The 13,892-nt window shown below is 37.8% G+C and carries 10 protein-coding genes; 9 read left to right on the forward strand and 1 reads right to left on the reverse strand.

The features are described from left to right. Positions 1-42: 42 nt before the first annotated feature. The 5 genes from lon (at position 43) to EO117_RS01990 (ending at position 5,593) form a co-directional block, all read left to right on the forward strand. Entirely contained in the window at positions 43-2,352 is a 2,310-nt protein-coding gene (gene lon / locus EO117_RS01970) for an endopeptidase La (RefSeq protein ID WP_126938847.1), read from the forward strand. Further along, positions 2,349-3,041, forward strand: a complete 693-nt coding sequence (yihA, locus tag EO117_RS01975) for a ribosome biogenesis GTP-binding protein YihA/YsxC (RefSeq protein WP_126938848.1) — start codon at positions 2,349-2,351, stop codon at positions 3,039-3,041. Before lon ends, yihA begins: the two co-directional genes overlap by 4 nt. Further along, positions 3,038-4,009 carry a polyprenyl synthetase family protein gene (locus EO117_RS01980; protein ID WP_126938849.1) on the forward strand — a complete coding sequence of 324 codons (972 nt, stop codon included), beginning with the start codon at positions 3,038-3,040 and terminating at the stop codon, positions 4,007-4,009. Before yihA ends, EO117_RS01980 begins: the two co-directional genes overlap by 4 nt. Positions 4,010-4,011: 2 nt before the next feature. Next, positions 4,012-4,866 carry a twin-arginine translocase subunit TatC gene (tatC, locus tag EO117_RS01985; protein ID WP_126938850.1) on the forward strand — a complete coding sequence of 285 codons (855 nt, stop codon included), beginning with the start codon at positions 4,012-4,014 and terminating at the stop codon, positions 4,864-4,866. 76 nt (positions 4,867-4,942) lie between these two features. After that, positions 4,943-5,593, forward strand: coding sequence for a PepSY domain-containing protein (locus tag EO117_RS01990; protein WP_126938851.1), 651 nt, complete (start codon positions 4,943-4,945; stop codon positions 5,591-5,593). 40 nt (positions 5,594-5,633) lie between these two features. Here the strand turns inward: EO117_RS01990 and queC are convergent, their stop codons facing one another. Further along, a complete protein-coding gene (queC, locus tag EO117_RS01995) occupies positions 5,634-6,320 on the reverse strand; it encodes a 7-cyano-7-deazaguanine synthase QueC (RefSeq protein WP_126938943.1) in 687 nt (228 codons plus the stop codon). Positions 6,321-6,423: 103 nt separating this feature from the next. Between queC and trmB the strand changes: the two genes are divergently transcribed. The 4 genes from trmB to EO117_RS02015 all read left to right on the forward strand — a co-directional run bounded on the left by trmB (position 6,424) and on the right by EO117_RS02015 (position 13,891). Continuing rightward, the gene (gene trmB, locus EO117_RS02000) at positions 6,424-7,101 is read left to right on the forward strand and encodes a tRNA (guanosine(46)-N7)-methyltransferase TrmB (RefSeq protein WP_126938944.1); all 678 of its coding nucleotides are present in this window, start codon (positions 6,424-6,426) and stop codon (positions 7,099-7,101) included. After that, positions 7,085-8,485 carry an FtsW/RodA/SpoVE family cell cycle protein gene (locus tag EO117_RS02005; protein ID WP_126938852.1) on the forward strand — a complete coding sequence of 467 codons (1,401 nt, stop codon included), beginning with the start codon at positions 7,085-7,087 and terminating at the stop codon, positions 8,483-8,485. Before trmB ends, EO117_RS02005 begins: the two co-directional genes overlap by 17 nt. A 36-nt stretch (positions 8,486-8,521) precedes the next feature. Further along, entirely contained in the window at positions 8,522-9,799 is a 1,278-nt protein-coding gene (gene uraA, locus EO117_RS02010; protein WP_126938853.1) for a uracil permease, read from the forward strand. Between the two features lie 351 nt (positions 9,800-10,150). Continuing rightward, positions 10,151-13,891: an N-6 DNA methylase gene (locus tag EO117_RS02015; RefSeq protein ID WP_206168578.1), complete on the forward strand. Its 3,741-nt coding sequence runs from the start codon at positions 10,151-10,153 to the stop codon at positions 13,889-13,891. Position 13,892 lies beyond the last annotated feature (1 nt).

Genomic DNA, 13,892 nt, shown 5'->3' on the forward strand with positions numbered 1-13,892 from the left:
GCGGAATGGGTTTCTTTTTATCATATAGTACTGGGAGGTTCAATGGAAACTAAACCTATGACATTACCGATGGTTCCCCTACGTGGAATGGTCGTATTTCCCAAAGTAGTAACACAATTAGATATTGGTCGCACTACATCTGTACAAGCTGTCAAAGCAGCTATGGATAAAGACCAATATTTGGTGGTATCTACTCAGAAAGATGAAAGTATCGAAACTCCTACCTTGGAAGAATTAGGCAAGGTTGGGACGATTGTTAAAATAAATCAAATGCTCCGTTTACCAGGGGGCGTGGTTCGCATTTTAGTAGAAGGCGTAACTCGTGTTAGACTAGATGCCATTCTATCTATGGAGCCTTATTATGAAGCTACAGTAACTCCGTTGGAATCGATTCATGAAGATCCAATGGAAGAAGAAGCATACCGTCGTATTTTACAATCTAAATTTGCTCAATGGGTAGAAGTGATTAAGCCAAATACTGACGAAGGACTCGATCATGTATTGGGTAGTTCTGATGCTAGTGAATGGGCAGATCAAGTGGCATTCCTTGTGCCTATCCAAATAAAAGTGCGTCAAAGTATTTTAGAAGAATTGTCCATAAATCGACGCTTAAATATGGTTGTAGGCGTATTAAATACAGAACTACAAATCACGGATATAGAAAATTCCATCAATAACCAAGTCCGTCAATCCATGGAAAAGGCACAAAAAGAATATTTCTTGCGTGAAAAAATACGTATTATTCATGATGAATTAGGGGATAAAATGGACCCTGATCAAGAGGCAGGAGAGTTACGTGAGCAACTGGCAAAATTAGAATTGCCAGAGGATATCCATACAAGGATTGACAAAGAGATTACTCGCTATAGTCGTATGCCTCAAATGATGCCTGAATCCAATATTTTGCGCAACTACATTGATTGGTTATTACAATTACCTTGGAATACCTTGTCAGATGATCGTCTAGAATTGAAAGAAGCTAGTGAAGTACTTGATGGCGACCATTATGGTTTAGAAAAAATTAAGAAACGCATTTTAGAATTCTTAGCGGTGCGCAAATTATCTGGTAAACAAGGTGGATCTATCTTATGTTTAGTAGGGCCACCAGGGGTAGGTAAAACATCCTTAGCAAGCTCTATTGCAAAAGCTATGAATCGTAAGTTTATCCGCGCTTCCTTAGGTGGTGTTCGTGATGAAGCTGAAATTCGAGGGCATCGCCGTACTTATGTAGGGGCCTTGCCAGGTCGTATGATTCAAGGGCTTAAAAATGCAGGGACTCGTAACCCTGTATTCTTGCTTGATGAAATTGACAAATTAGCATCCGACTATAAAGGGGATCCATCATCTGCCTTATTAGAAGTGTTAGATCCTGAACAAAATAGTACATTCAGTGACCATTACATTGAAATTCCATTTGATTTCTCTGATGTATTCTGGATTACGACTGCCAATGTAGCAGGCAATATTCCTAGACCATTATTGGATCGTATGGAAATCATCGAGCTCAGTAGCTATACAGAAGAAGAAAAGCTAGAAATTGCTAAACGTTATTTAGTACCAAAACAAATTGAAAAACATGGCTTACAAGACCAAGGCGTAAAACTTTCGGATGCTGTATTAAAACGTGTGATTTCTGAATATACTCGTGAAGCAGGAGTGCGTACCCTAGAAAAAACCATCGCTAAAATTTGTCGTAAATTAGCATTTGCTGTAGTTACAGAGGGCAAAAAAGCACCTAAAGTAACAGTAAAAAATTTAGAAGATTACCTAGGTATTCCTAAATTTGTGGAAGAATCTCGGGAAAAACAAGCACAAGTCGGTCTTGTATATGGATTGGCTTGGACCTCTGTAGGCGGTGTGGTGTTACCATGTGAAGCCACAACTATGCAAGGTACGGGTAAATTAAATCTTACGGGTAGCCTAGGAAAAGTGATGCAGGAATCTGGTCAAGCGGCTATGTCCTACATTCGTCATCGTCAACAAGAGTTGAAGTTGCCAGAAAAATTTCATAAGGAACTGGATATTCATGTTCATCTACCAGAAGGGGCTACACCGAAGGATGGTCCGTCTGCGGGAATTACGATGACACTGGCAATCGTATCTGCTTTGACCGGTAAAAAAGTACGCTCTGATATTGCCATGACTGGAGAAATTACCTTACGTGGTAGAGTATTACCAATCGGAGGCTTGAAAGAAAAACTATTAGCAGCTCTACGCTATGGAGTGAAAGAAGTACTTATTCCAGAAGGCAATAAAAAGGATATTTCAGACTTACCGGATATCGTCAAAGAAGGATTGATTATCACTCCTGTGAAAACGATGGAAGAAGTATTAGAAAAGGCATTACTATGAAGAAGAAACCAGCAGTAAAACGCCATCCCAAACCAGTGTATACCAGAAAAGAGACGACAGGTCCCCGCATCATCGCAGCGAAATATATTGCGTCTGCGGTGAAGGCGGATCAATATCCAGAAGGCGATACTATTGAAATCGCCTTCTTGGGACGCTCCAATGTGGGAAAATCTTCTTTGATAAACTCTTTATGCAATCATCGAGGGTTAGCACTGGTTAGCGGTACGCCGGGTAAAACGAAAACAATCAACTTCTTTAGTATAGAATCAAAGGAAGATTTACCAGATGATATGGAACGTCGCTTTGATTGGTTCTTAGTTGATTTACCAGGTTATGGATATGCTAAAACAGGTGGATTCAATACTAATATTTGGTCTTCCTTCATTGCCAATTATATTTTACAAAGTGAACGGATGATGCTATTATGCTTACTCATTGATGGTCGTCATCCTGAGTTACCTATTGATCAGGAAGCCTTTGATTGGTTGCAATCACATGGAGTGCCTTTACAAATCGTGGTGACCAAAGCAGATAAATTAAAAATGAACGAGCGACAAAAACAGTTAAAAGCTATTGAAGAACGCTACCCAACTGGACATTCGCCAATTTTATATAGTTCTTTAAAACATACTGGTCGTGATTGTTTATTAGCACGTATTAATGCAGTCTTATTGGGGGAAGAGGAATGAGTATTCTTACAGATGCACAAATGAAACTACGAGTATCTAAAGATTTAGAACGCGTAGAAACATATTTGCAACAATCTCTACAAACTGGGGCAGAAGATTTTAATACACTCATTCGTCCTCTTTCAGCAGGGGGCGGCAAGCGATTACGGGCGCAATTGTGTTTGCTGATTGCCTTAAGTGGAGATTCCAAACAAGAAGATAGAGTACGTATGGCGGCAGCCATTGAGATGTTACACTTGGCTACACTCATTCATGATGATGTATTAGACCAAGCAGAAGTGCGACGTGGTGTGACTTCTATTCATTGTACGAAAGGCAATAAAGTGGCTATCCTCAGCGGAGACTATTTATTTGCTAAGGCATTTGGTATTGTAGCTGAAATCGGATCTATTCCATGTTTAACTATTTTTTCTGAAATTATTTCGGCCTTGGTAGAAGGCGAATTTATGCAAATGGAAGATGTGTACCGATTAGATCAAGGTACAGACCGATATTTATTAAAAACACAAAAGAAAACAGCAGACTTTATTGAAGGTTGTTTGGCATTAGGTGGCATTCTTGGTGGGTGGTCAGAGGAGCGTATTTCATTATTGCGCACCTATGGTCATGGCTTAGGAATGGCCTTCCAAATTACTGATGATGTCATGGATTATCGTGAGCAAACGGTGACAACAGGAAAACCGGTAGGTAAGGATGTAAAAGAAGGTATTTTGACCTATCCATTATTATCTATCGTGACAGCAGAAAATACATCTCGTTTGACGACGATGATAGAAGAGATTCGTCATGGACAAGATACAAAAGAATTGTTGGATTATGTCGTTGCGGAAGGCGGTATAGAAAAAGCCTTAACCCTTGAGGCGATGTATCGCAGACAAGCAGAGATAGCATTAGAGCAATTACCGTCCTTCAAAGGAAAAGATATTTTAGAAACTGTTCTTGAAAAATTATCGAACCGTAAGGTGTAAGTATGAAAGAATTTCAAGTAAAAGACTTTGATATGACTGCCAAACGTCCATCCTTGAATAGTGTGATAGCGCAAAGAAAGCGTCTTGCTCAGCAACAGGCAGAGCAAGACGCCTTGTTGCAACAGGACAACTATACGGAAACGGAAGCGAAACTCATGGAAGAAGCGTCATCCATGTCAATTGTGGATCACTTAGATGAGCTTCGTATTCGTCTAGTGGTAGCCATTGTAGCGATTATCATAGGCACTTTGGGCGCCTACTATTATGTGGAAGATATTCTGCAGATTTTAGTGGCACCGGCTGGAAAGCTATATTATACAAAACCGACGGAAGCTTTCTTTACCTATATGAAAATTTCCCTAGTTGCAGGGTGTATTATATCTAGCCCTATTTGGTTTTATCAGTTATGGGCGTTTATTATACCAGCTTTATCAAAAGGTGAAAAAAAGGTAACATTCATGGTAGTGCCTACAGCAGTTACCTTATTCGTGGTAGGTGTACTGTTTTCGTATTATTTAGTCTTGCCAATGGCCATACAATTTTTTATTGGCTTTGGTACTGATGAATTACAGCCTTTGTTTTCCATAGGTCAGTATATTGATTTTGTCATCGCTTTCATTTTGCCATTTGGTATTACCTTTGAACTGCCACTTATATTGATTGCTCTAGGTGTGATTGGTATTCTTTCATCGGAACGATTACGGCAATATCGGAAAATGTTTATTCTATTGGCGTTTATCATTGGTGCAGCTATTTCACCAACACCGGATATGTTATCTCAAACCATGATTGCAGGTCCTATGATTTTACTCTATGAAATCAGTTATGGTGTATTACGATATATTGTGAAAGTATAAAGTAGTAGTTCATTTTACTTTCATAATGATGGTGTATACTAATGGGGAAACAATTAGTGTGTAAAAAGGATGCCATATGAAACGCAAGATACTCATAAGTATCCTAAGCATTTGTGCGATTGTTTTTGTAGGGATAATTTCATGGTATTTATGTTATACTGGGGAAGAAACAGTATCCACCACTATAACATCGCCAGATGCAGAGCCCATTACGATGAAAAAGTTACCTTTAGCTGAAATAAAAGCAGCGCCTACTTCATCGGATGCAGTAGAGGCTAGTGATGGGACAGATCCCATCTTAGTAGATGCGAAGGGGGCTGTCAATCTTTATAAGAAACAATATCCAACAGCACAAGTGAAAGGGATATCATTTGAAGCACAAGATAACCGTAAAAGTTACGAAGTAGCGGGTGTATCCTCTGAAGCAGGTCATAGTGTGACCATTGATGCCACAACGGGGCAAGTACTAAGTGCTGCTGTAAAGAGTGCGCAAGAGCCGATGGTAGAATCTGCTACCATTGATTTAGGAAATGTAATCAATCCTGATGAGGCTACGCAAGTAGCAATTGCTATGTTGGGTAGTGATGCTCGACTAGTTCGTTGGGAATTGGAAACAAATGGATATATTGCTCGATACCATATGGTGTTGACTATCCATGGAGACACCATGTATGTGACGATTGATGCGAATTCAAGTCAGGTCATCGAAGTGACTAAAGAACAATAAAAGCTATTCATTCCGTTAGGATTGAATAGCTTTTTGCATATTATGATGATAGTAAAGGATCTACGATGCCGTTATCGGCGAAAGCTTGCTCTCGATCACGACAAGTCCCGCAGGTGTGGCAAGGAATATCGCCACCTTCGTAGCAAGACCATGTTAGACGATACGGTACTTGTAAGCGTAATCCTTCTTGGACAACTTGGGATTTGTTCATATCATTGAGGGGAGCATAGAGGCGTACTTTGTTATACGACCCAATATAAATGGCTTCATTCATGTGATGGTTAAAGTCGGGTCGACAGTCGGGATAAGCATTGCCTGCGGCATCATCAGCATGGGCGCCGATATAAATTGTCACTTCTTCATCTGGATATAGACTAAGGGCTAAACTAGCTGCCATGGAGAGTATAAGACCATTGCGGAATGGAACATAAGTGGATACGGAACCGGTCTCTGCAATTTGTTCGCCATAAGTACGGTGATCAATGCTTTCAGTAGAAGAAGATAGGAGGGATGAGTTGGAATAGGACATCACCTGAGTCAAGTCTAATTCATAGTGAGGAATGACATAATAGTCAGCAATGGCTCTTGCAGAATCTAATTCTTTTTTGTGCTTTTGCCCATACCAAATGGACAGGGCACTTACGTTGTCTCTGCCTAAAGCATCGATAGCCATAGCTAAACAGGTGGTAGAATCTACCCCACCACTAGATAATACTAATGCTTTCATAGGAAAACCTTTCATAGAAACAAAAAAATTATAAGTGAGTACTGACATAGAACAGATGTTGTACTATAATAATAAAGATAAGATTGTAGTAAAAGGAGATATTATGCGTTTACGTAGAAAACCATGGATTGATGAAGCAATCCTGGAATATAATACATATACTGTACTAGAGAATCACGAAGTTTTCAAGGGAAAATGGCGTGAAAGTTTCGCAGATCCTTCTAAGCCATTATATATGGAGTTAGGAACAGGAAAAGGAAAGTTCATTGCCGGTATGTGTGAAGCCCATCCAGAGGCAAACTTTGTTGGTTTTGAAGTGCAAATTGGTGTGTTATACTATGCAGCTCAAAAATTGTATGAACAAAAAGCTGAGAATGGTAAAGTGAGCCTGTTTGATATTGCGGGGATTGAAGAAGTAGTGGCACCAGGTGAGGTTGACCGTTTTTATATCAACTTCTGTGATCCTTGGCCAAAAGCAAAGCATGCAAAACGCCGTTTGACCTATCATACGTTTCTAGATCGCTATGCAAGATTGTTGAAAGAGAATGGAGAGATCCATTTTAAAACAGATAATGAAGGATTGTTTATGTTCTCCTTGGAGGAGTTCGAACATTCTGGTTGGATATTAAAGAATGTAAGTTATGATTTACATAGTACGGATATGCCAAATGTACGCACAGAATATGAAGAAAAGTTCAGTGCTAAAGGGCAGCCAATTTTCCGCTTAGAGGCGATTAAGCCAGCTAAAGGAAGTGATACGACAAATGCAGGAGAAAACTAGTTCGCCAGTTCCATCCCCTGGGGTATGGCAGCAAATAAAAATGCTCTACAAACGTGTTATTAAACATGATGGACAAGGTATTTTAGTCCCTCTTTTTGGCATTATCTTAATAGGTTTTTTGAATGGTTATAGTGCGACCTATACAACGACATTGCAAGGGGGAGATAATTGGAAACCCTTTTGGCTTCTCTTAGGTAAACAAGCATTATTCTTAGGGGCAGGTATTTTAGTAGCTTGGGGTTTCTATCGCTTTGATTATCGTAAATGGGGAGATCCTAAGGTACAACGTAAACTGTTGATTGCTGTGCTCATCCTTATGGGCGTCGTTTTTATACCGTTTCTGGGACATGGTGCCAATGGAGCACGACGCTGGATTAGTGTACCTTTGGGGTTAACTGTTCAACCATCAGAGTTCGCAAAGTTGGCAGCCATGCTTTGGGCTGCTTATCGTATTGATAAACAAGTGAAACAACGAGGCATTATGCATTTATTTGAGCTTCATGAATGGGGACAATATAAAGGTTTAGGCTGGCTTTGGAAAGTGTGGGCCTTCATTACATTTCAAATGAACAGACTGTGGAAACAGTTTCGAGGAACTCCCGGTAAATTACATCCAAATTTGCTATTGCCATCGGCCTTTGCAGTACCCATTCTATATGCTGTGATTACCATGTTTCAACCAGACATGGGGACAGCTGTTTTGATTGTATTATTTCCTACAGTAATGACATTTTGCATAGGCTATCGAAAATCAGACTGGAAATATTTGGGCGTAGTATTTTGTTTACTCATCGCTGTTGGGTATGTGTTGGTTCGCTATACGGAATATCGTTGGCTCCGTGTAGTAGCCTTTTATGATCCATGGTCAGATACCACGGTCAATGGATACCAGGTAACTCAAAGTATATTGAGTGTGTCCATTGGGGGACTTTGGGGAGAAGGATTTACGAAAGGAATTTCTAAATACAATTACTTGCCAGAAGCTCATACAGACTTTGCTTTCTCTATTTTTTCTCAAGAATTTGGCTTTTTAGGTGTTTGCTTGGTAGCTTTTTTCTTCTTATGGTTTACGAAATATGGCCTTTCTATTGCTCGTCAATCTAGAGATGTATTAGGTCAAATATTAGCTATAGGACTTACATTTTTTATCACGATTCAAGCATTTTTTAATATTGCTATGGTAGTAGGCTTAGTACCAGTTACTGGGGTTCCTTTGCCATTTATTAGTTACGGTGGTTCCTCTCTGGTAACGAATTTTGCTGTTATAGGAATATTATTAAATATTGCGCGTCGCAATCAATACGCACGTAAACAAATTGGAACGACCCGTCATTTACCATCCATTGGTGAAGAAACATGGCATCGATTTCAACCTAGGTCTTAATATATTAAGTGTGATTCACACAGAAAGAGATGAACTATGAAAGATTTTATTGATGTTCAAGAACGCCCATCTTTCGCTAAGTTGCTACCACTTAGTTTCCAGCATTTATTTGCTATGTTCGGGGCGACTGTATTAGTACCATTTTTATTGAAAGTTGATCCAGCTACGTCCTTATTTATGAATGGTATTGGTACTATTTTATACGTATTAATTTGTCAAGGAAAGATTCCTTCCTATTTGGGATCTAGCTTTGCCTTCATTGGACCAGTAAGTGCTGTAGTAGCCTCTGGGATGACGTATGGAGCTGCGCAAGGTGGTTTTATTGCCTTTGGTGTGGCCTTTATGCTATTGGCTTTATTAGTTAAATTCATTGGTATTAAATGGATTGATGTATTATTCCCGCCAGCAGCGATGGGCGCTATTGTTGCCGTTATCGGTCTAGAAGTTGCTCCAGTAGCTATGGGAATGGCAGGTATCATTGGAGATCAATGGCAAACTTTTGGTATGACTCATGAACAAGTGTTGTTTTTATCCTTGTTCTCCTTAGCTGTAACAATCCTAGGTACTGTATTATTCCGTGGATTCTTTGCAGTCATTCCTGTATTAATTGGCGTAGTGTCTGGCTATGTGGCCGCTGCCATCATGGGAGTAGTAGATTTCACAAGTGTAACGAATGCGCCTTGGTTTGCATTCCCTCAATTCTATGAGCCAGAATTTAATATCAATGCTATCTTAATGATTATGCCAGCTTTATTCGTAGTATTTGCGGAACATGTTGGTCATATTGTAGTTACAAGCAATATCATTGGTCGTGATTTAATGAAAGATCCAGGATTGAGCCGTTCTTTATTTGCAGATGGTTTATCCAATGTGTTATCCGGTTTATTTGGTGCTACACCAAATACAACATATGGAGAAAATATCGGTGTTATGGCGATTACACGCGTGTTCAGTACTTTTGTTATTGCTGGCGCTGCAGTACTTGCTATTTTGTTCTCCTTCGTTGGTAAAGTAGCCGCGTTAATCCATGCGATTCCAGTTCCAGTTATGGGTGGTGTAAGTATTTTATTATTCGGTATCATCGCTGCCTCTGGTCTACGTATGCTAGTAGAACGCAAGGTAGATTATACGAAATCTTCTAACTTGATTTTAACATCTGTAGTACTAGTTGTTGGTTTGAGCGGTGCGAAATTAGCAATTGGCCCCGTTGTGTTGCAAGGTATGGGATTGGCAACAGTAACAGCAATCTTATTAAGCGTTATCTTTGCTATATTCCGTAAAACAGGGCTTGGAAATTCTGAACTCAAAGACTAATCTTGCTCCGCTATGTAGCCTGTGGCGTTTTAACTGAATATGATGAAAGGGAAGAGCACGGTATACTCCTCACAAACGGTATTTCATAATGTTTGTTCGGAGCATACCGTGCTCTTCTTGTGTTTGTGTCATTTAGGTGGGAGCTACGCCACGAGGCTACTACGCGTAACTGCGATTCTGTGGGATATAGAGGTATTGGGCTTTTTTAGATCAGTGCTAGTTAAGCAAATTCTCAATCAAAAGATACAGGTGGCTTATATAGTTTTTTTGAAGTATGTTATACTTAAAGAGAAGACCTTAGAAGATATATTTAAAGATTAGGGAGGATTAAGATTGATAACAATATCAAATTTGAAAGATGTTCTTAATTCTATTGGGTATAAAGAAGATAAAGATACTTTTATAAAGGAATATCAAGAATTTGGATGTGCTATTATAGTTAATTTTAAAGAAAAAACTATAGAATATCCAGAAGAAAGTGGACTAAAGGTTCATAAAAAAACAACGTGTAATTTTAGTGAGTCAGAAAATTTTGTGGTTTTGGAATGTGTGACAAGATTATTAGACAAGGGATACAGGCCAGAACATATAGAGTTAGAAAAGACGTGGTCGTTAGGACATGAACAAAAAAGTGGTAGAGCGGATGTATTAGTAAAAGAGGATACTGGTAAAACACTCTTTATTATTGAATGCAAAACCTATGGAAAAGAATATGAAAAGGCGCTAAAGGATACGATACATGATGGTGCTCAACTATTTTCATATTGGCAACAAGAAAAACATTGTAAATGGCTGGCGCTTTATACATCAACGCTGAATAAAGGGAAAGTTGAATATAAAGTTCGTGCGATAGATTGTAGTGATGATAAAAACTTAGAAGAATTAGCAAAAAAGGATTCCTCTATACAACTATATAAAAATGCATATACTGTTCCTGATCTTCATAATGTTTGGAAGGAAACACATGAAAGAAGACTATTAGACGATATTTTTTTTAGAGATGATTCTGTGGCTTATCAAGTAGGAGTAAAACCATTAAGAAAAAGAGATTTAGTAGATTTTTCGGGAGATGATAAGGTTGTCAATCGCTTTGAAGAGATTTTGAGACATAACAATGTCTCTGATAAAGAGAATGCATTCAATAGATTAATTGCACTTTTTATTTGTAAATTGGTAGATGAATTGCAAAAAGATGATGATGATATCGTTGAATTTCAATATAAAGTAGGTACAGATACCTATGAATCTCTACAAGATCGCCTACAAAGACTTCATAAGGAAGGTATGGAGGAATTTATGCGTGAAGAGATTTACTATGTGTCTGATGATTATGCAGAGAAGCTTGTAAAACAATATACCAGCCAAAAACGAGTAAAAATGATTGAAGAATTAAAGAATACACTTCGTATCCTAAAATTCTATACCAATAATGATTTTGCATTTAAAGATGTTCATAACGAAGAACTTTTCTATCAAAATGGTAAAATTTTGGTTGAAATGGTACAGCTCTTTCAAGATTATAGAATTATCGGTTCCGCAGATCTTCAGATGCTAGGAGATTTATTTGAGCAATTGCTGAATAAAGGTTTTAAACAGAATGAAGGTCAATTTTTCACACCTACTCCTATCACTCGTTTTATATGGGACAGTCTTCCGTTAAAAGAAATAATGACTAAAACTGATGGCATTGAATACCCTAAAATTATCGATTATGCCTGTGGAGCAGGTCATTTCTTAACGGAGGGATTTGAAGCGATTCAGGTCAGTGCTAATACAATCAATAATAATGAAAGCTCATCCAATCACTGGGTAGAGAAAAAAATATTCGGCATTGAAAAAGACTATAGACTAGCAAGAGTCTCTAAAATTTCCCTATTCATGCATGGCGCCGGTGGCGGAAATATAATTTTCGGTGATGGCCTTGAGAACTATCCAGACAAAGAGATAACGCCTAAATCGTTTGACATTCTTGTTGCCAATCCCCCCTATTCAGTAAAAGCGTTTAAGCCTCATTTGAAATTATCCAATAATCAATTCGATCTTTTAGAGAAAATTTCAAATGATGGTTCAGAAATTGAAACATTATTTGTGGAAAGAATATCCCAATTGTTAAAGCCAAATGGTGTTGCTGCCGTTATCCTACCAAGCAGTATATTGAATAAAGAAAATGAAAGCTTTATTACTGCCCGTGAATCACTTCTTAAAAACTTTAATATGATTGCTATCGCAACATTAGGAAGTAAAACTTTTGGAGCCACTGGTACAAACACAGTGATTCTTTTCTTACAGAAATTCAATGAACCACCAAAACGAACAGATATGGTGTTAGATAGTGTTGAAGCCATACTTTCCAGAGCAGATACTACTGGTTGGGAAGATGCATCTATTTTAAGAGAATATCTAAAGAAAATAGGTGTAACGAAGGATACTTACAATACATTCTTATCCAAAAACGAAGACTATGCGTTCTGGAAAGACGATAATTACTTCTGTCAGCATTACAATGAATTTGTGAATTCAACCGATTACAATAAGAAGCGTACGCAGAAAACATTCTTGAATTTATCCGAAGCAGAACAGAAACAATGGTTTAATCAAAAATTCTATGAGTATGCTTTTTCTGTTGAACAAGAAAAATTATTCTATTATTCATTAGTTTACAAACAAGATACATTGATTATCTCAGCTCCAGATGAAAACAAGGAACAAGAAAAATTCTTAGGCTATAAATGGAGCAATAGAAAAGGACAGGAAGGAATTCAGATAATAAAGGCAGGCGGATGTTTATATAATGCATCTGATCGAGGAGATAATAATTCTATAGCGGGTCTGGTTAGAAATGCTTTCTCTAAGGAAGATACATTTGATGTTGAAGAATTGGATACCTACTATTATCGCTTGAGATTACAAGATATGCTTGATTTTTCCGGAACTTCATTTAATAAGTCTATAAAAACCACTCCGACAAGAGTGTTAAAAGATATTCCAGGACTTAAAAATTATAAATTATCCGATAAAAACTTCTTTGACTTAAGTATTGGAAATCGAGTTCTCTCTGATGAAGTAGTTGAGAATGGCAGTACCCCTATCTACAGTGCTAACGTATTTGAGGAGTTTGGACGAATTAATAAACAGAATATAACTGACTTTTCTATGCCCTCTATTCTATGGGGTATTGATGGGGATTGGATGGTAAATATTATGCCAGCTAATAAACCATTCTATCCAACAGACCATTGTGGTGTTTTGCGCATAAAAACAGATGATATTTTACCTAAATATATGGCACTAGCGCTCCAAGTAGAAGGAGAATTTGAAAGATTTTCTCGTAGCAATAGAGCATCTACACAAAGAATCGCAAATTTAATCATTCAAGTTCCATCTATAGGTGAGCAACAAAAAATTGTTGGTGAGATTGAAGCTATTGATAAGAAAATTGCTGATGAGCAAACCATAATAATAGAACAATCTGAGAAGGTTAAATCCAAATTTGTCGAAATGTTTAGTGGCACCCCTACAAGACCATTAAAATCATATATTGAACAAATACGTGGAGTTTCATATGAGCCAAGAGATTTGAATTATAGCTTAACTGATGGTTATACAACTCTTTTAAGGGCAAATAATATTTATAATGGAGAGTTACTTTTTGATGATGTTCAATATGTATCAAATACTAAGATTAGCCCATCACAATATTTAGATAAAAGTGATATCTTAATGAGTTTTTCTAGTGGGAGCATTAAACATGTTGGAAAATCAGCTTTATTTAACAAAGATGGTAGATATACTTTTGGAGCATTCTGCACCGTAATCAGAACGATAGGAGAATTGTCATCAGAATATGTTGCAACTTATTTGAGTTTAGAAGAATGTAAGAATCAAATTATGGATTTAGCAAAAGGAATCAATATTAACAATTTAAAAAATGAACATATTGATTCTATTCAAATTCCAATTCCTGATAAGCTAAAGCATGGTGAGTTCTGCGAATATAAAAAATCCTGCGACAAATTGAAATTTGAAGCGCAAGAAAGATTAAAAGAACTAAATAGAACACGCGAAGAACTAATAGACAGATACTTTAGATAAA

The organism is Veillonella sp. VA142 (genome assembly GCF_003992135.1).
In the GTDB taxonomy this organism is placed as follows: domain Bacteria; phylum Bacillota; class Negativicutes; order Veillonellales; family Veillonellaceae; genus F0422.